A 17,941-nucleotide genomic window follows, 5' to 3' on the forward strand; every position below is an offset into this window, starting at 1 on the left:
ATCATATCATAAACCATGCCCCGCGTGAAGTATTAAAAAAGGAAATTTTGAAACTGCAGAAAAGTTCGGTATGAGAAATATTAAACCATGGTATAATTTAGCGGTATTGAAAAAGGAGGTTGGAATCCATGGCAGATCAGGAATTACGGAAAATAATAAGAGAACAAGGGACCCTCACTTTTGCATCTTTTATGGAGTTGGTGCTCTATCATCCAGAATATGGCTATTATAATTCGGAAAAACCCATCCTGGGTAAAGAAGGAGATTTCTATACCAGCGTTCATGTCAGTTCTCTCTTTGGGGAAATGATCGCGGAACAATTGGCGGAAATGGCGGTACTTCTGGAAGGACCGGTTTTTTCATTGGCAGAGTTTGGAGCCGGTAAAGGATTTTTAGCCTATGATATTTTAAAAACATTGCAGATAAAATACCCAACGCTCTTTGCCCGGACCGTTTATTATATCGTTGAAGCAAGCAGTAGTTTAAAAAAGGAACAATACAGAAGACTTACGGATTTCCAGCCGCAAGTGCGCTGGGTGGATGGCCTGGACGAGGTGGAGAAGCCTTTCCGGGGCTGTGTCCTTTCCAATGAATTGGTGGATGCTTTTCCCGTGCACCGGGTAAAATATTTGGAGGATCAATTGAAAGAAATTTATGTGCGGGAGGAAGAGGGCATCTTAATAGAAGTGGCAGATGTGCCCTCGACACCTTTATTAGAAGCTTATTTTGATGATTTGAACATCACTCTATCAGAAGGTCAAGTGGGTGAGGTAAATCTGGCTGCCCGGGATTGGCTCCAAAGTATCGGCAATAATCTGGATCAGGGGTTTGTTCTCACCATTGATTATGGTTATGAGGCTTCTCTTTTATACCATTCCTGCCGCAGGGATGGTACCCTTATGTGTTATTACCGGCATCAGACGGAAGAAAATCCATATCTGCGCTTGGGGGAGCAGGATATGACCGCTCATGTAAATTTTTCTGCTTTGAAAAAGTGGGGTGAGGAAAATGGCCTTTTGACAACGGGTTTTACCAATCAAATGCATTTTCTCTTTAATTTAGGTCTGGCAGAGGCATTGTCAAAAGAACCTCAAAAAGCTTATGCTGCTCAACAGTTAGTGAATCCGGAAGGTATGGGAGGAATCTTTAAGGTGCTGATTCAACATAAAAACCTGGTTGATCCCCAGTTGAAAGGGTTGAAAGAAAACAGGTAAGCTTTGATATTACCATAAAATACAACTTCTAAAATACGCCGTGCCGACTAAAAATAGTATGGGGAAGGAGGGTTCTTAATGCCCCATACCATAAAATGGTTGTCATGGTGTGCAGATACTTTTGAGCGGGCGGGCGGCCTTAATCAACCAATTTTAATGTATTTAACTGCTCCTTGGTGCCATTGGTGCAGCATTATGGAAACAACCACTTTTCAGGATGATCAGGTACAGCAATGGCTGAAGCATAAATTTGTTTGCATGAGGGTAAATGTAGATCAATATCCCCATGTGGCTGATCGGTATCATTTCGGAGGATATCCCAGTGTGATCATATTGACAGCTGAAGGTGAGATTCTCCAGGGGGAGAACTATTTATCCGGCAGGGAAATGATCAGTTTCCTGGAAGAGAGTTTCAGGAAACATGGGAAACATGCCTGCCATAACAGCAGCCGATTTCATGCTCAAGCAAACGCCCTTCAAGATAAACATCAAGGAAGGGACGAAGCAGATAGAACATTAGCCATACAACCGTCTCTCTCCTTAAGAAAAATTAATCAAATCCTTGATCGTTCTTATGACCAGGAATTTGGGGGCTTTTTTATTGATGATGGGGAAATCAAATTTCCGCTGCCGGAAATATATGACTATTTGTTGTCTTTTGGGATGGGATATTCCAATGCTCAGGAAGTAATGATGGTGCGGAAAACCTTGGATCAGATGTTAGCGGGGGAGCTTTACGACCGGGAAAATGGGGGCTTCTTTCGCTTTTGTGAACGTAAAGACTGGACCCATGCCCATCAGGAAAAATTATTGGAGAGCAATGCCGGCCTGTTAAGCTGTTATTTGAAAGCTATAGATATTTATGGATGGGAATCATATAAAGGAGCTGTTTTTCAGACACTCAATTATTTGATGACAGATTTTTGGGATGAGGAAACAGGGTTATTCGGTGGGAGCCGAAGGGAAAATCATCTGGATAGAATTCCCTATACCAATTGGAATAGTCTTATGGCATCTGTTTTGATTCGTGCCGGCCGAATCTTTAATTATCCCCGTTATTTAAAGCTGGGACTTCAGGTATTGGATTTACTATGGACGAGATGCTATCGTTTTGGTCAGGGCATGAGTCATTTTTGTGCACCGGAAACCTCTGCCCCAGCCTTACTCACTGATCAAACCCAATATATGCTTGCTCTGCTGGATGCCTATCAATATACAGGAGAAAAGACGTATCTTAAACGGGCCGGATTATTAATGGGACAGATGGAGGAAAACTACCGGATGCCGGCGGGTAATTATGGGGACATTCCCATTATTGATTCCAAGCCGGGGTATTTAAAGATTCCCTTGATCCCTTTTATGGAAAATATGGATGTGGTATTGCTCTTTATGCGCTTGGCTCATTTGACTGAAATTGACTTGTATAAGGTTAGGGGCGAAAACTTACTGCACATTCTAGGACCAATGCATCATGACAATCCCATTTTTGTCGCCAAATATGGATTAGGGCTTTTAGAATTGGGGAGATTTAATGCAGATCAAAATCTAATTGATGTTTGTGAGCATTAAGATATCAAGAAAGGGGTGAAGGGATATTCGAAAACAATTATGTTTACTCATGCTTTTCTGCTGTATTTTTTTTCAAGGTTCCCTACCTTCCGTAGCCTGCACGGACAATTTATCTTGTCCGGAACTGAAGCACACGGAACCGGTTCAGTCCGGCGCACATATTTTGGAGCTGCAGGATTTGCTCCAAAAGGCGGGGTTCTATTCAGGAAAGATAGATGGGAGCTATGGTCCCCGTACAGAAGAAGGCGTGCGCCATTTTCAAGAACAGCAGGGATTAGACGCCAACGGCGTAGTAGGTCACAATACATGGGATGCATTGGCTTTATTGTATGAGCAAGTCATCGCAACAAAAAAAGAAAAGGAAGGTCCCAAAGGTGTGGTGACGATTAAGGTGGATCTGAATACCCATCAACTCCACATCTTAGATGACGGACAGGTCTTTAAAACTTATCCTATTGCCATCGGCAAGTCAAAAACACCCAGCCCGGTGGGGGAATACAAAATCATCCATAAAGCCCTCAATTGGGGAACAGGATTTGGTACCAGATGGATGGGGCTTAATGTACCCTGGGGGATTTACGGCATCCACGGGACCAATAAACCGGGGTCTATTGGACAGGCTGCTTCCCATGGCTGCTTTCGCATGTTTAATCGGGATGTGGAAGAGATTTATCCCTGGATTCCTATGGGGACAAGAGTGATCGTGACCGGCTACACTCCTGATTTTCGGGGCTTTAAGCGCCCATTGAAAGTCAAATCAACAGGTCAGGATGTAGCCATACTTCAATATCGTTTGCAGGAACTGGGGTTTCAGATGGATTATGCTGACGGACGGTACGGTAACGCTACGGAATTAGCCGTCAAGCTTTTTGAAGCTTATCATATGATGCAGGTGGACGGGGAGGCCGATATGGAGATGTTGGGGCGATTGAATCGCTATTTCCCTGAATAATTGTGAATTCGTTCAGCTAATAAAAAAGCACCTGATTTTCACTCTCCGGGAAAAAAAGGTGCTTTTTAACTGGCTTTTATTAATTGATAATTATTGGTAATCGTTATAGCTTTTGTAAGCAACAACCTTATAACCGCTTTCTTCCAGAGTTTTAATAATCGGTTCTCCATAAAAAGTGGTGAGTCGAATGACAAGAAAGGTTTTACCCTCTTCGCGGAAAACAGCCACCCGGGAAATGTTCGCACCGCTTTTTTGGATGAGCTGGGTAACATTAGCCAATACTCCAGGGTGATCTTCCACTTCAATATCGATGCGGGAGCCTTGTTCTCTCACCCCTAAAAGGTCAATAAAAGCGTCGAAAATATTTGTTTCTGTGATGATACCTACTAATTTATCCTGTTCCACAACGGGCAAGGCACCGATTTTATGTTCCCGCATTTTAATGGCTGCTTCTTCTACATAAGCATCAGGCTCAATGGTAATGACTTTTTGTTTTTTGGGGAGAGCATCTTTAATTTTCATTTTTGCCAATAAATAATTGATTTCAAAAACACTGAGGGAGGTAGCGGGCGATGGGGATACCTCGCTTAAATCCCGATCCGTCACGATGCCAACTAATTTATCATTCTCCAGTACAGGCAAACGACGGATATTATGTTTGCGCATTAATTCCAATGCATCGGCAATCGTTGTTTGTTTAGTGATTGTTACCGGTTCCTTGGTCATCTTTGAACGAACATGCATAATTCCCTCTCCTCACTTATTAAGTCTATTTTTGCTTTTTCGCTCTCTTTAATACCAAATTCTACTTTCGAGGGCTCAACTCCTGCCATTAACAAATTTTTTCATTAAAAATATCTCCTTCATCTGTGATATCAGGAAGAGGTTTTTTCCATTTCCCAGAGAAATACTGACCTAAGTAAAAATTACAAATGAAAAAGGAGGGCTCTTAATGAGCATTCAACAATGGCATCGGGACACATTGGGGCAACAAGTTACCAAGGCTTTAATTAAAAACGAATTTGATGCAGTATACGTTGCCACCCGGGACGAGGCCGTAAAGGAAGTGCTAAAATATATTACCCCGGAAAGCACAGTTGGTGTGGGTGGGTCAGTAACGATCTCAGATCTGGAGATCCCTCAAAAAGCTGCAGCTATGGGGGCTCAAGTGCTGAATCATAATGTGCCTGGTTTATCTGATGAAGAAAAGATGAAGATCCGCAGAGGACAGCTTTTAAGTGATGTATTTTTATGCAGCAGTAATGCGATAACCCTGGATGGCCGCTTGGTGAATCTGGATGGAGCAGGAAATCGGGTGGCAGCGATGACTTTTGGACCGAAAAAGATTGTTATTGTGGCTGGAATCAACAAAATTTGTGTTAATGAAAAGGCCGCTTATGAAAGGATTGAAATGATTGCCGCGCCGATGAACAATAAAAGGTTGAATATGGCAAATCCTTGCAAAGAGCAGGGGATCTGCAGTGATTGCCAGACCAAAAGCAGAGCCTGCCGCATTTATTCTGTTCTCAGGAAGAAGCCCTTGCTTAGTGATATTACAGTAATTCTGGTAGGTGAAGATTTAGGTTATTAAAAAAACGCCTTAGAGGCGTTTTTTTTGTGCAGCTTTAACTGAACGAGCTCACTCTACTTTTCCCAGATTGTCAAATGGCCAAATGCGGAACACGGCCTTTCCTTCAATATCGTCCACAGGAATAAAAGAAACATCGGAACTGCGGCTGTCATGACTGTTCCCTCTGTTATCTCCCATAACAAAAACCGTTCCCGGCGGCACCACAGTATCAATTTCTCCGTCCGTGAAAGATCCGTTGATATAAGATTCTTTTTGCTCCTTGCCGTTCACATAAACCTTGCCGTTTTCAATGCGCAGTTTATCTCCGCCTAAGGCGATGGCTCTTTTTACATAAAAAGTACCCGGCCTGTCCGGTGCATTTAAAATAACGATATCACCCCGATTGGGCATACCTAAGGTGTAGCCAATACGATTGGTAAATAAACGGTCATGGTCATGGAGGGTAGGATACATGGATTGGCCGTAAACTTCCGTGATTTGAAACAAATAGGTACGGATGATTAAGGCTATGAGCACCGCTAATAATAAACTTTTCCCATACTCCCAGATGGTACTGCTTAGAGATTTTTTCAAATTATTTCACCCCTTAATTTTTATTATACCATAACTTGCAAGAATCATAAATTTTTTTTCGCGTATAGGGAAAAAAACATGACAAATAATAAAAGTCAGGAGGTGTGTCATGAAAAAAATCTTTTGGGTCATTATAGGGATAGGGGTGATTTTCCACCCTTTAATGGCGGGGGCGGAGCCAAAGGTGCGTGCAGAAACAGCAGTTTTGATAGATGGTCATACCGGAGAAATCTTATGGGAGAAGGATGCTCATAAACTTAGACACCCGGCTAGTACAATCAAAATGCTCACTTGTTTAATCGCTTTGGAGCAAGGCAATCTAAGTGATTTGGTTGAAGTAGGAGAAAAAGCTCATCAAACATATGTGGGACAGACCATTGAGCTTATCAAAGGAGACTGGATTTCTCTGGATCATTTAGTGGAATCCGCTCTTTTATGGTCGGCCAATGATGCAGCTGTGGCCATCGCAGAGCATTTGGCCGGAGATCCCCAGCTATTCTCTGTGCTTATGTATCACAAAGCATGGGCTCTTGGGGCTTACAATTCCAGTTTTCGCAATCCTAACGGTTATTCCGTACCCGGTCAATATTCTACGGCCTATGATTTGGCGTTGATTGCTCGTACGGCCATGGGCAACCCTTTTTTTGCTGAGACGGTACAGAAGCGTGAGGTGGACATTGTTTGGCAGGATCATACAAAAAAAGAAACTAAAAAGAAAACATTGCGTAATGTTAATAAAATTTTAGATTATTACCCTTTAGCCAATGGGATTAAAACCGGTACCACCAATGCGGCGGGGGGATGTTTGGTTGCTTCCGCAGTTAAAGGAGATCGATGGTTAATTGCTACCGTACTGGGAAGTTCAAGACGGTATGCGGATGCCACCGCGCTCTTTGAATATGGCTTTGAAAATTTCCCTCAGTAAGGACACAGAGGAGGGGAAATCAGGTATAATAAATGGGAAAACAGATCAAGGAGATCCCGATATGAAAGAAGTGACGATTTATACCGACGGAGCCTGTTCTAAAAATCCGGGACCGGGAGGATGGGGTGCTGTTCTAATTTACGGAGGGCACCAAAAAGAAATCTCCGGTTTTACTCCTCTGACTACCAATCAGCGTATGGAATTAACGGCAGCCATTGAAGCCTGTAAATCCTTAAAGGAGCCCTGCCGGGTAAAGCTTCATAGTGACAGTGCTTATTTAATCAATGCTTTTAATCAACACTGGCTGGAGAATTGGCAACGAAACGGTTGGAAAAATTCCAAAAAAGAGCCGGTGGAAAATCAAGATTTATGGAAAGAACTTTTGACGCTGGCTGAAAAGCATCAAATCACTTGGATTAAGGTGAAAGGACATGCTGATAATATTTATAATAATCGGTGTGATGAATTAGCACGCTTGGAAATTACCCGAAATCGTTAGAAATGTGGTAAACAGGGGGTCTAAACAGGGGACGGTTCTTTGTTTGAACATATGTTCAAACAAAGAACCGTCCCCTGTTTACCTCCCTGTTTACCTGTTGTTGGTCATAAAGAAATTTTATTCCGATAATAATTATTTTTTATTCCAGGCAGGAATGGATCATTAATGCGCGAATAATATATATGATTTTCCATGAAGAAAAGTCTGTTAAAACCTAAAAAAACACTATGAAAGTACGGGAGAAGTAAAATGTCAAGTATCAGGCAGATAAAGGCTTTTATTGCTGTAGCTGATTTAAAAAGCTTTACCCAGGCGGCAGAAGCAATGTTTATGACTCAGCCGGCCATAAGCGCTCAGATTAAATCATTAGAGGAACATCTGGGGGTTCCATTAATTGTCCGTAATGATAAGCGAGTGCGGCTGACGGATGCCGGTCAAATTTTTTACCGGGAAGCCAGGGAATTGTTGACTGTATATGAACGGGCACTAGAAAGCATGAATGAATTAAAATCATTGAAAAAAGGCAACTTGGCTCTGGGAGCCAGTACGATTCCAGGTGAATACATCATGCCAAATTTTATTGGGGGATTTCGGAAGCTTTATCCGGGGATAAATATTTCTTTAACTATCACCGATACCGGTCAAGTGGTGGATCTTCTATATGATCGAAAAATTGATTTGGGTGTAGTAGGAGCCAAGGTGGAAACAAATCATGCGGAGTATTTTCCTATCCTCCAGGATGAGCTGGTGCTGATCGCAGGGACGGAGTATCCGATTCAGGAGGAGCTATCCAGTCAGGATCTGTCTTCCCTGGATTGGGTTTCCCGGGAGGCGGGATCCGGCACCCGTAATGTGATAAAGGATTGTTTATCAATAAAGGGGATTAAGGAATCGGATTTAAAAATTGTCATGGAATTGGGTAGTACCCAAGCGGTGATCACCGGTGTGATTAATAATTTAGGGGTAGGCTTTGTATCTCATTGGGCAGCGGATGTATTTATTAAAGCCGGCGTGGTAAAACAAGTGATGCTACCAGATCTTGATTTAAAGCGTAATATCTACGCCGTAATCTCCAAAAATACTGCTGCCACCAGGGCACGGGACGTTTTCTTAGATTATTTGCTGCATCAAAATAAAGGATAAACAGGGGGTAAAACAGGGGACGGTTCTTCGTTTTGAACATATGTTCAAAACAAAGAACCGTCCCCTGTTTTACCCTGTTTATCCTTAAACGTTAAAACGGAAATTAATAATATCTCCGTCCTGTACCAGGTATTCTTTTCCTTCCAAGCGGAAAAGGCCTTTTTCTCTGGCCTTAGCCATCGATCCTGCCTCATGTAAATCCTGATAAGCGACAATTTCCGCTCTGATAAAGCCTCTTTCAATGTCGGAATGAATTTTTCCTGCCGCTTTTTTGGCAGGGAGATTTTTGGGGATGGTCCAGGCACGTACCTCATCTTCCCCGGCAGTAAGAAAAGAGATTAAGCCTAAAAGGTCATAGATTGCCCGAGCCAGGCGGTCAATGCCCGGCTCCCTGATGCCCAGGTCCTCCATGAAAACAGCCTTATCTTCTGCCTCCAGTTGACTGATCTCCGCCTCAACCTGAGCGCAGATCTCTAAAACCATCATCTGATGTTCCTTTCCGTAATCATGGACTACTTCTTTTTGGGGATAGGAAGCGGCGGTAAATTGTTTCTCATCCAGGTTCACCACAATCAACATGGGCTTGTCTGTTAAAAAGGTGATATGTTTAATAGCTTCCCTTTCTTCCTCAGAAAAGGAAAGAGTGCTCACAGGCTGTTCATTTTCCAAGGCTTCCTGGATTTTTAATAACAGATCCTCTTCTAAGGGATGCTCCATTTTTTTCTTTTTAGTGCTGTTAATACGTTCCAGACGAGTTTCCACCAATTGCAGGTCCGCAAAAAGTAATTCCATATTGACGGTCTCCAGATCCCGAATGATGTCCAAAGAATCGTCCACATGAAGCACCTGATCATTTTTGAAAGCGCGTACAATATGAACCAAAGCATCCGCATCCCGCACCGCTGATAAAAACTCATTGCCTGTTCCCTGGCCTTGACTGGAGCCGCGCACCAAACCGGGGACATCAATGACTTCAATTTGAGCGTAGGTGGTTTTTTTGGGATGAAACATTTGGGTTAAGAAATCAATCCGCTCATCGGGAACCGATGCTGTGCTGATATTTGTTGCCGTTTTTCCAGAATAAAATGCGCTGGTTTCAATGTTTGCGTTGGTCAATAAATTAAAAAAAGTGGTCTTTCCCACTGTGGGAAGTCCAACGATACCGCAAGAAAGAGCCATAAAAACACCTCCAATGGGATTATTATACTTGATAGCCTCATCAGGGACAAGTGATCAGAAAGATAAAAATTTAGGTTGACAAAACAAATAGATTGGCTTATACTGGGCTCAATTGAAAACCAGATATTTTTTAGGTGCCCGAAAGGGATAATAGGGAACCAGGTTATAAATCCTGGACGGTCCCGCCACTGTAATTAGACGTTAAAATATGTGCATTTGCCACTGGGTTCACTGGGAAGGCGTACATATTAGTCTATAAGTCAGGAGACCTGCCTGAAAAATTTTCGAGATGAACAATGGTAAAGTTCTAGCTTATTACAAGCTGGAACTTTTTTTATTTTCTAATATTTTTTCCATTATGCATATATAGGAGCTGTCGCCATGGAAACCATCGCTCAGATCAAAATTGAAAAGCTTTTCTTCCCCCAAACAGCCAATACTGCCCTGAAGAACATTGATTTTAAGATTAATAAAGGGGATTTTATTGTCATTACCGGTGGTGTGGCATCAGGAAAATCCGTTCTTCTCCACACGATCACAGGGGCAATTCCCCATTACCATCAAGGGGAGCTGGAGGGAAAAGTGACCCTGATGGGTCAGGATATTAAAGACGTAAGTCTTAATCAAATGTCCCGGTATGTGGGGTATATGATGCAGGAACCTCAGAATCAACTGATTAGTTTGGATGTTTACGATGATGTTTCTTTTGGACTGGGCAACATGGAATTACCGATGGAACAAATCGATGAGATTGTGAAAGATACCTTGGAATTTGTGGGGCTTCGAGGCTTTGAAAACAGACAGACCGCGTCTCTTTCAGGAGGGCAGGCTCAACGGGTAGTTTTGGCAGGTGTTTTGGCCCTCCGTGCCCCGATGCTGATTCTTGATCAGCCTACGGCCGAATTGGATCCCCGCGGCCGCTATGAGCTTTATCAAAGATTGGGACACTTAAATAAAACCCGAGATCTGACCATTGTTTTGGTGATGGATCGCATCGAAGAAGTTATTACCTATGCCAACAGAGTTTTCTATATGGAAGAAGGGGAAATCGTCAGGGAATATTTCCCTGAGGAATATTTGAAAGAACGAAATGAGGAACTAAAAAAACGATTTCAAAATAAGAGCGTTGTGCGGGGCAAAAATCATCAACACCGTCAGGAAAAGGAGGTTGTTGTCAATATCAAAAATGCATCTTACCGGTATCCAAACAATTACACAGGCTGTGAGGATGTCAATTTAAAGATTTATCAGGGGGATTTTTTAGCGGTGATCGGTTTAAACGGTTCCGGAAAATCAACATTAGCAAAAATGATCGTTGGTTTATTACTGCCCACTAAAGGTACCATTGATGTTTTTCATGAATCCTTAATCAAGGAAAATCTAAATAAGATCCGTTCCCGGATCGGATTTTTATTTCAAAACCCTGACTATCAGATTTTTGCCAGTTCCTTGCGGGAAGAGGTTGGGTTTTCCTTGAAACTGAGGGGCGAAAAAAAGGAGGTGATGGACAGAAAAATTGATGAGAGTCTAGAATTCGTGGGTCTTTTAAAATATAAGGATTTGCATCCTCAACGTTTAAGCCGCGGTCAGCGTCAGCTCTTAGCCTTGGCATCTGTTCTGGTCAGCGATCCGGAACTGATTATCGCTGATGAACCGACCTCGGGTCTTGACGAAAATCAAGGATATATGATTATGGATAAACTAGCTGATTTATCGAGGCTGGGAAAGACAGTCCTGCTCATTACCCATGATTTGACCATGGCCCAAAACTACTCCAACCGCATCGTGGCCATGTATAACCATCGGCTTCAACTGGATATCTCAACGAGTAAACTGAAGGAACATCTTAAACCTTTAATCGACATTGATTTGGATTTTGGAAATATTATTTCATTTAACAACCGGGACGAAGAGCGAGGAGGTTAAAAAATGGAGATATCGTCTGTTGCTTATGAATCAATGGAAAAAACGAAACAAAAACTGAACGATAAATTGGATCCCCGCACAAAGTTAGCCTGGTACGGGCTGATGATTCTTTTCGCTTTAATCTGTGAAACACCCTTTCAACTTATCGTTGTTTTATGTGTGGGCATGACTGTTTCCTTGATCTTAAAGGGTTCATTGAAACAATATCGGGTGATGATTGCAATCATGTTGCTTTTAGGACTGCAGATGCTGATTCTTCAGCTGCTATTCTGCCGGGAAGGTATGCTCCTTTATCAATGGGGTATGATTAAGATCTACAGTGAAGCCATCCCCCTCACAGTTCTTGGTATGTTGAGAACAACTGTAATTGTTTTTGCCAGCATGCAGTTTTTAACTTCTGCTTCACCGACGGAATTCACCTTGATGCTGATGAAGTTTAAAGTCCCTTATCGGTTTGCCATGCTGGTGGGACTGGGTGTTCGTTTCTTACCTTTGATGAAGGCTGAATATCTGTCGATTATTGAAAGCCAGAGTATCAGAGGTCTAAAAATGGAAAAGGTCTGGGACAAAATCAAGGCAATAATTCCCACATTTCTGCCTTTTTTATACCGAGCGGTGAGGCGTTCCACAGAAATCGCCCTGGCCATGGACTTACGGGGTTACGGACAGAGTAAAACCCGTACATTTGCCTCAAATATTGAGATAAAAACATATGACCGGGTTTTAATCAGCGGCATATTTTTAATCATGATCCTTAGTTCTTTATACAAAATGGCACCATTTGCAAGCTAAAATACATCTATGCAGGGAGAGGATCACATGAAAGAAAGTTTATTTAGAACAGACACCAAAGCTTTAGTGGGCAGTGTCATTGTAGGAATTGTATTTTTAATCATGATGCAAGTGACAGGGCGTATCGACGGTATTTTAGATCCTACTTTATTACTGTTTAATGGAACATGTTGGTCATTTTTTACCGGTCTCATTGTTTTAATGTACAAACAACCTGCCGGGATTATTGCCGGATTATTAGAAGCAATCATCGCCATGGCTACTGCCTACTCACCCTTGGCATTTTTCTTCCTGTTTGCCAATACCATTGGATCCATTATGTATTCATTGGTTGCCAGGGAGTTATCAATGGAGAAATTAAGCCATCATTATTTGGCAATGATCGCCTGTAATGTAACCGGTAACTTTTGTGTCATGCTGGGTTTGATTTTCGTTGTTAATTTAGACTGGAAGGTAGCCTTAGTTTCTTCCTCTATTACCACTTTGGTGGCGACCATTGTGGCAGGATTTCTTACTAAACGCGTTTATGGTGCTTTACAAAAATCGTCTTTGCTCTAAGGGTTTATAAATAAAAATAATATAAGCTATTTTCAGGTGCCCAGAAGGGAGAATAGGGAACCGGGTGCAAGTCCCGGGCGGTCCCGCCACTGTAACCGGTAGTCCGGCTCATAACCACCGTTTGTTGCCTAAAAGGTAAAGCAGGCGGGAAGGGAGCTGTGGATGGTAATCCGGAAGCCAGGAGACCTGCCTGAAAGATGTGCTCTTCGTCTTAAAAGAGATGGAGCGTGGGAATGATGGAAAATTCACACCGATCAGGTTGTGGATTTTTTCTTTTTAACCTGACTGAAAAGATACGACAAGATCTGATTTCGAAGGGAGGGAAGAGCAAGTCCGGGTAATTTAATTAAAGAGATTAGTTCTAAATAAATGAACTGACTAAGGTAGAGGAGGATAAAAATGACTTTATTAACAAGTGCTTTGAATGGAACAATTACTTCGGAAATGGAGCAGGTAGCAGTCCGGGAAGGGGTGACTCCGGAATTTATCAGGCAGGGAATGGCAGAAGGCAATATCGTGATTCCCTCTAATATCAACCGTAAAAATATCACTCCTTTAGGCATCGGCAAAGGCCTTCGGACGAAAGTGAGTGCCAGTATCGGCCTCCACGGAAAGGACACTTCTCACAGCAAGGAAAAAGAGAAAATCGAAACTGCTTTAAAAGCCGGAACAGATGCCATTATGGATTTAAGTGCCGGTGGTGATATGGATGGTATGAGAAAAGAAACACTTTCCTCAGCTTCTGTGCCGGTGGGGACACTCCCCATTTATCAGGCCATGGTTGAGGCGAGCCAAAAGTACGGTTCCTCGGTGAAAATGGATGTTGAGGAAATGTTTGAGGTGATTGAACGACATGCCGCGGATGGCGTTGATTTCTTAGCGATGCATTGCGGGACCACCATGGATATTGTGGAACGGGCAAAAAGTGAGGGACGGGTAGATCCCCTGGTAAGTTATGGAGGCTCCCACCTTATCGGCTGGATGATCGCTAACCAACGGGAAAACCCTTTATATGAGCAATATGATCGGGTGCTGGAAATTGCAAAAAAATATGATGTCACCCTTAGCTTGGCGGATGGGATGCGGCCTGGATGTTTGGCAGATTCCCTGGATGGCGCTCAGGTTCAGGAACTGGTAGTTCTGGGGGAATTAGTGCGCCGCGCCCGCGCGGCAGGGGTGCAAATTATGATCAAAGGACCGGGACATATGCCCTTAGATCATGTCAAAGCAACAGTTACCTTACAGAAAAGCCTGTGTAAAGGCGCTCCTTATTTTGTTTTTGGACCGCTGCTTACGGATATCGGAGTGGGCTATGATCACATAAACGCTGCCATCGGGGGGGCGATCAGTACTTGGGCCGGCGCAGAATTTCTCTGCTATGTCACACCGGCGGAGCATATTGGGTTACCTGACGCACAACAGGTTCATGAAGGTGTGATTGCCGCCCGTATTGCTGCCCATGCCGGGGATTTGGCAAAAGGAAGAAAAGAGGACTATCAATGGGATTTGGACATGTCCATGGCGCGGAAAAGTTTAGACTGGAAGAAGCAATTGGAATTATCAATTGATCCTGTAAGAGCTGCGGAAATCAGAAAAACCCGGAATAGCGGCGAATCCACAGGATGTGCCATGTGCGGCAAATATTGCGCCATGGAAATTATCGCTAAGTATTTGAAGATAGAAAAACATAGCTGTTAAAAAAGAAGGGGTGGATAAAATGACTCAGGTTTTAAAAGCACGTGCCGGAATTATTACCGAGGAAATGGAAAAAGTAGCTCTTGATGAGGGAGTAACCCCAGAATTTGTAAGGCAGGGAGTTGCCGGGGGAACAATTGTTATTCCTAAGAATAAAAAACGGAAAGAATTTAAAGTATGCGGCATTGGTGAGGGCATGAGCATTAAGGTCAATGCTTTAATCGGTACATCCAGCGACTGTGATGACATGGAGCTGGAAGCGAAAAAACTGGCTGCGGCAGAAGAAGCAGGATGTAACAGTTTTATGGATTTAAGTACAGGAAGCGATATTGACGGGATGCGGCATCAGACCCTTTCTTTAGCCCATGTTGCCGTGGGCTGCACTACCATTTATCAGGCAGGGATTGAAGCCATCGAAAAGTACGGCAGTGTGGTCGATATGAAAGAAGATGAAATTTTTGAAGTCATTGAAAGACAGGCAGCGGATGGTATGGATTTTATGGCTATTCATTGTGCCCTTAATTTTGATGTGATCAAGAGAATGCAGACTACCGGCAGAGTGACTCAGGTAGTAAGCAGAGGGGGTTCCTTCCTCACCGGTTGGATGCTGCACAACCAAAAAGAAAATCCTCTATATGCCCAATATGACCGGGTACTGGAGATTATGAAGGCTTATGATGTGACATTAAGCCTGGGAGATGCCATCCGTCCGGGATGCATTGCCGATTCCCTGGATGGAGCCCAATTGGAAGGAATGATCATTCAGGGCCAACTGGTGCAACGAGCTCAGGAGGCCGGTGTGCAGGTCATGGTGGAAGGACCAGGCCACGTTCCTCTCAATCATGTGGATGCGACGATGAGAGTACAAAAAAGCCTGTGTAACAATGCTCCTTATTATATTTTAGGTACCCTTGCTACTGATATTGCCCCTGGTTACGACCATATTACCGGAGCTATTGGAGGAGCTTTGATCGGATCTTGCGGGGCAGACTTTTTATGTTACTTAACCCCGGCGGAACACCTGGGACTGCCCATTGAAGAAGATGTGCGAACCGGTGTCATCGCCACGAGAATGGGCGCACACATTGCGGATATTTCCCGAGGTAATAAAAAGGCCTGGCAAAGAGATCTGGCAATGGCCAAGGCCCGAGTCAATCGTGATTTAGACCGGCAAATTGAGTTGGCTTTGTATCCGGATAAGATCAAGGCTGCAGCTCAGGATGCGGATTTTGACCAAATATGCGGGGTATGCGGGTCAGAATGTGCCGCTCAGGTTGCGGCAGAATATTTTGGGCTGGGATCCAATCATTCTCTTTAACATTAACGTTTTTGTTCAGGGATTTGGCTGGCGGGGACATTCCTTGTAGACCCATGTCCCCGGCGGCCTGTTTCAATGGTGCTGCCTGGTTAGGATTTGTTTAAAGTGTGGCAAGTAAATCAAGAAGGTAATTGCAGGTGAATTGGTGTGATTGGTGTGAAATTTTTGGTTGCACTTCAGTTTCTGACAGGAATTCCCGTAAAGATTCACACCCAGTTCGATGAAAAATTGGTAGCCCAGTCTATGGCCTTCTTTTCCCTTATTGGACTGATTTTGGGAGGCTGTGCCGTAGGTGTACATTTTTTGCTGGCTCATATTTTTTCCCTTCCTGTGAGTAATTTCTTTGCGGTGGTTTTTCTCATTATTTTAACAGGAAATCTCCATGGGGACGGATTAATGGATACAGCTGATGGGGTTTTCAGCGGCAGACCCCGGGAGCGGATCCTGGAAATTATGAAAGACAGCAGGGTAGGATCCCACGGTGTGATGGCGGCTATGATTTTTTTTCTGGGTCGGTTGATGTTATTGGGGGAAATGCCCCAGGAGATGCAGGAGTGGACCCTGGTGCTGGCAACCGTTTTCGGCCGTTGGTCCCAGGTATTGGGCGCAGCTTGGTATCCTTATGCGCGAAAAGATGGAGGAACCGCTTCCTTTACAAATTATGTTGGGTACCGGGAAGTCTTAATCAGCTTGTTTTTTCCGGTGGTTCTTAGTGTTTATTTATTAAAATTTCAGGCTGTGCTGCTTTTGGGATTTGTGGTGTTATCGATCTTGGTCCTGAATAATTATTTTCTAAAAAAGATCGGCGGGGTTACCGGAGATACATTAGGTGCGGTAAACGAATGTGTTGAGGTGCTTCTGCTCTTGATGCTGGTGATCTTTGATAAATTTTCATAATATATTTTTAAATGATGGGGGAGGGGAAAACATGGGTGTAAAGCTTCAGGAAGCAATAGCAAATATTAAACCCGTTGATAAAATATGGCGGGAAAAAGCCAGAAGGCATATTGACCAATTGGCTATTCCCCTGGGGAGCTTGGGGGATTTGCTGGATCTGGCGGAACAGCTGTCCGGAATTCAGGAAACATTAAAACCTTCTGTGAGGAAGAAAATGGTGGTTACCATGGCGGGAGATCACGGAGTGGTCGAGGAAGGAATCAGCTTGTGTTCTCAGGAGGTAACACCTCAAATGATCAATAATTTTGTCATGGGCGGAGCCTCTGTTAATGTCTTGGCGGAAGTTGCCGAGGCCGGGGTTACCGTGGTTGATATGGGTGTAGCAGCGGATTTAAGCTTCTTGGTGCAGGATGGAAAAATTCAATCTTATAAGATCGCCCCCGGGACCCGTAATATTGCCAGGGAAGCAGCGATGACCCGGGAGCAGGCAATCCGGGCTCTGGAAACCGGTATTGAGATTGCGGGCAATCTGGCGGCAGACGAGGTGGAACTGCTGGCTACCGGTGATATGGGGATCGGTAACACGACACCCAGCAGTGCGGTATTGGCATCATTGACCGGGCGTCCGGCAGCTCAGGTAACAGGCAGAGGTACCGGACTAAGTGATGAGGCGCTGGCCCACAAAGTCCGGGTGATTGAAAAGGCTCTTACCGTGAACCAACCTGACGGGAAGGATGCCATTGATGTTTTGTCCAAGGTTGGGGGCTTTGAAATCGGAGGCATCGCCGGGTTGATTCTGGGCGCGGCCTATTACCGGATACCCATATTGATTGATGGATTTATTTCTTCCGCCGGAGCACTTCTCGCTAAGGACATCGCCCCTGATGCTGTTGATTACATGATTGCCGCCCATCAATCCATGGAGTATGGGCACCGGTTTATGCTGGAGGAGCTGGGACTGAAGCCGATTCTGAACATGAACCTGCGTTTGGGAGAAGGAAGCGGGGCAGCATTAGCGATGAATATTGTGGAATCAGCCGCCCAGGCCATGTGCAAGATGCTGACTTATCAAGATTCCGGCGTGGCCAGTCCGGTACAGTAAAGAAGGTG

Annotated in this window: 17 protein-coding genes and 2 riboswitches; of the genes, 14 read left to right on the forward strand and 3 right to left on the reverse strand. The window is 43.9% G+C overall.

Annotated features, from left to right (window positions below):
* Positions 1-128 precede the first annotated feature (128 nt).
* The 3 genes from CEQ75_RS03820 to CEQ75_RS03830 all read left to right on the forward strand — a co-directional run bounded on the left by CEQ75_RS03820 (position 129) and on the right by CEQ75_RS03830 (position 3,735).
* Positions 129-1,214 (forward strand): class I SAM-dependent methyltransferase, encoded by a 1,086-nt coding sequence (locus CEQ75_RS03820; protein ID WP_089609150.1) that lies wholly within the window; start codon positions 129-131, stop codon positions 1,212-1,214.
* Between the two features lie 78 nt (positions 1,215-1,292).
* Positions 1,293-2,783, forward strand: a complete 1,491-nt coding sequence (locus CEQ75_RS03825) for a DUF255 domain-containing protein (RefSeq protein WP_089609151.1) — start codon at positions 1,293-1,295, stop codon at positions 2,781-2,783.
* Between the two features lie 49 nt (positions 2,784-2,832).
* Positions 2,833-3,735 (forward strand): L,D-transpeptidase family protein, encoded by a 903-nt coding sequence (locus tag CEQ75_RS03830; protein WP_089609152.1) that lies wholly within the window; start codon positions 2,833-2,835, stop codon positions 3,733-3,735.
* A gap of 90 nt (positions 3,736-3,825) precedes the next feature.
* Here the strand turns inward: CEQ75_RS03830 and CEQ75_RS03835 are convergent, their stop codons facing one another.
* Positions 3,826-4,479 carry a CBS and ACT domain-containing protein gene (locus CEQ75_RS03835; protein ID WP_089609153.1) on the reverse strand — a complete coding sequence of 218 codons (654 nt, stop codon included), beginning with the start codon at positions 4,477-4,479 and terminating at the stop codon, positions 3,826-3,828.
* Between the two features lie 208 nt (positions 4,480-4,687).
* Between CEQ75_RS03835 and CEQ75_RS03840 the strand changes: the two genes are divergently transcribed.
* Entirely contained in the window at positions 4,688-5,326 is a 639-nt protein-coding gene (locus CEQ75_RS03840; RefSeq protein ID WP_089609154.1) for a lactate utilization protein, read from the forward strand.
* 48 nt (positions 5,327-5,374) lie between these two features.
* Here the strand turns inward: CEQ75_RS03840 and lepB are convergent, their stop codons facing one another.
* Positions 5,375-5,899 (reverse strand): signal peptidase I, encoded by a 525-nt coding sequence (lepB, locus tag CEQ75_RS03845; protein ID WP_198306623.1) that lies wholly within the window; start codon positions 5,897-5,899, stop codon positions 5,375-5,377.
* A 109-nt stretch (positions 5,900-6,008) separates the two neighbouring features.
* Here lepB and CEQ75_RS03850 point away from each other — a divergent pair, with 109 nt between their 5' ends.
* The 3 genes from CEQ75_RS03850 to CEQ75_RS03860 all read left to right on the forward strand — a co-directional run bounded on the left by CEQ75_RS03850 (position 6,009) and on the right by CEQ75_RS03860 (position 8,466).
* Entirely contained in the window at positions 6,009-6,824 is an 816-nt protein-coding gene (locus CEQ75_RS03850) for a D-alanyl-D-alanine carboxypeptidase family protein (protein ID WP_089609155.1), read from the forward strand.
* Between the two features lie 61 nt (positions 6,825-6,885).
* On the forward strand, positions 6,886-7,323 hold the full coding sequence (gene rnhA / locus CEQ75_RS03855) for a ribonuclease HI (protein WP_089612492.1): 438 nt from the start codon (positions 6,886-6,888) through the stop codon (positions 7,321-7,323).
* Positions 7,324-7,572: 249 nt separating this feature from the next.
* A complete protein-coding gene (locus CEQ75_RS03860) occupies positions 7,573-8,466 on the forward strand; it encodes a selenium metabolism-associated LysR family transcriptional regulator (protein ID WP_089609156.1) in 894 nt (297 codons plus the stop codon).
* 84 nt (positions 8,467-8,550) lie between these two features.
* Here CEQ75_RS03860 and ychF read toward each other — a convergent pair whose 3' ends face one another.
* Positions 8,551-9,645, reverse strand: coding sequence for a redox-regulated ATPase YchF (gene ychF / locus CEQ75_RS03865; RefSeq protein ID WP_089609157.1), 1,095 nt, complete (start codon positions 9,643-9,645; stop codon positions 8,551-8,553).
* Between the two features lie 115 nt (positions 9,646-9,760).
* Positions 9,761-9,936: riboswitch (cobalamin riboswitch) on the forward strand.
* 90 nt (positions 9,937-10,026) lie between these two features.
* Here ychF and CEQ75_RS03870 point away from each other — a divergent pair.
* The 7 genes from CEQ75_RS03870 to cobT all read left to right on the forward strand — a co-directional run bounded on the left by CEQ75_RS03870 (position 10,027) and on the right by cobT (position 17,933).
* On the forward strand, positions 10,027-11,571 hold the full coding sequence (locus tag CEQ75_RS03870; RefSeq protein ID WP_089609158.1) for an ABC transporter ATP-binding protein: 1,545 nt from the start codon (positions 10,027-10,029) through the stop codon (positions 11,569-11,571).
* Positions 11,572-11,574: 3 nt separating this feature from the next.
* Positions 11,575-12,363 (forward strand): energy-coupling factor transporter transmembrane component T family protein, encoded by a 789-nt coding sequence (locus CEQ75_RS03875; protein WP_242965370.1) that lies wholly within the window; start codon positions 11,575-11,577, stop codon positions 12,361-12,363.
* Positions 12,364-12,390: 27 nt separating this feature from the next.
* A complete protein-coding gene (locus CEQ75_RS03880) occupies positions 12,391-12,921 on the forward strand; it encodes a hypothetical protein (RefSeq protein WP_089609159.1) in 531 nt (176 codons plus the stop codon).
* Positions 12,922-12,938: 17 nt separating this feature from the next.
* A riboswitch (cobalamin riboswitch) is annotated at positions 12,939-13,129 on the forward strand.
* 191 nt (positions 13,130-13,320) lie between these two features.
* Complete coding sequence (gene thiC, locus CEQ75_RS03885; RefSeq protein ID WP_089609160.1) at positions 13,321-14,619, forward strand: phosphomethylpyrimidine synthase ThiC; 1,299 nt, start codon at positions 13,321-13,323, stop codon at positions 14,617-14,619.
* Positions 14,620-14,638: 19 nt separating this feature from the next.
* Complete coding sequence (bzaB, locus tag CEQ75_RS03890; RefSeq protein ID WP_089609161.1) at positions 14,639-15,934, forward strand: B12 lower ligand biosynthesis ThiC-like protein BzaB; 1,296 nt, start codon at positions 14,639-14,641, stop codon at positions 15,932-15,934.
* 147 nt (positions 15,935-16,081) lie between these two features.
* Positions 16,082-16,831, forward strand: a complete 750-nt coding sequence (gene cobS, locus CEQ75_RS03895; protein ID WP_242965371.1) for an adenosylcobinamide-GDP ribazoletransferase — start codon at positions 16,082-16,084, stop codon at positions 16,829-16,831.
* A gap of 31 nt (positions 16,832-16,862) precedes the next feature.
* Positions 16,863-17,933, forward strand: coding sequence for a nicotinate-nucleotide--dimethylbenzimidazole phosphoribosyltransferase (gene cobT, locus CEQ75_RS03900; RefSeq protein ID WP_089609162.1), 1,071 nt, complete (start codon positions 16,863-16,865; stop codon positions 17,931-17,933).
* Positions 17,934-17,941: the final 8 nt, after the last annotated feature.

The sequence above is a fragment of the Dehalobacterium formicoaceticum genome (assembly GCF_002224645.1).
In the GTDB taxonomy this organism is placed as follows: Bacteria; Bacillota; Dehalobacteriia; order Dehalobacteriales; family Dehalobacteriaceae; genus Dehalobacterium; species Dehalobacterium formicoaceticum.

Coding starts and splice junctions, on each gene's coding strand:
- CEQ75_RS03820 (WP_089609150.1), top strand. CDS start 129: ATGGCAGATCAGGAATTACGGAAAATAATAAGAGAACAAGGGACCCTC.
- CEQ75_RS03825 (WP_089609151.1), top strand. CDS start 1,293: ATGCCCCATACCATAAAATGGTTGTCATGGTGTGCAGATACTTTTGAG.
- CEQ75_RS03830 (WP_089609152.1), top strand. CDS start 2,833: ATGCTTTTCTGCTGTATTTTTTTTCAAGGTTCCCTACCTTCCGTAGCC.
- CEQ75_RS03835 (WP_089609153.1), bottom strand. CDS start 4,479: ATGCATGTTCGTTCAAAGATGACCAAGGAACCGGTAACAATCACTAAA.
- CEQ75_RS03840 (WP_089609154.1), top strand. CDS start 4,688: ATGAGCATTCAACAATGGCATCGGGACACATTGGGGCAACAAGTTACC.
- CEQ75_RS03850 (WP_089609155.1), top strand. CDS start 6,009: ATGAAAAAAATCTTTTGGGTCATTATAGGGATAGGGGTGATTTTCCAC.
- rnhA (WP_089612492.1), top strand. CDS start 6,886: ATGAAAGAAGTGACGATTTATACCGACGGAGCCTGTTCTAAAAATCCG.
- CEQ75_RS03860 (WP_089609156.1), top strand. CDS start 7,573: ATGTCAAGTATCAGGCAGATAAAGGCTTTTATTGCTGTAGCTGATTTA.
- ychF (WP_089609157.1), bottom strand. CDS start 9,645: ATGGCTCTTTCTTGCGGTATCGTTGGACTTCCCACAGTGGGAAAGACC.
- CEQ75_RS03870 (WP_089609158.1), top strand. CDS start 10,027: ATGGAAACCATCGCTCAGATCAAAATTGAAAAGCTTTTCTTCCCCCAA.
- CEQ75_RS03875 (WP_242965370.1), top strand. CDS start 11,575: ATGGAGATATCGTCTGTTGCTTATGAATCAATGGAAAAAACGAAACAA.
- CEQ75_RS03880 (WP_089609159.1), top strand. CDS start 12,391: ATGAAAGAAAGTTTATTTAGAACAGACACCAAAGCTTTAGTGGGCAGT.
- thiC (WP_089609160.1), top strand. CDS start 13,321: ATGACTTTATTAACAAGTGCTTTGAATGGAACAATTACTTCGGAAATG.
- bzaB (WP_089609161.1), top strand. CDS start 14,639: ATGACTCAGGTTTTAAAAGCACGTGCCGGAATTATTACCGAGGAAATG.
- cobT (WP_089609162.1), top strand. CDS start 16,863: ATGGGTGTAAAGCTTCAGGAAGCAATAGCAAATATTAAACCCGTTGAT.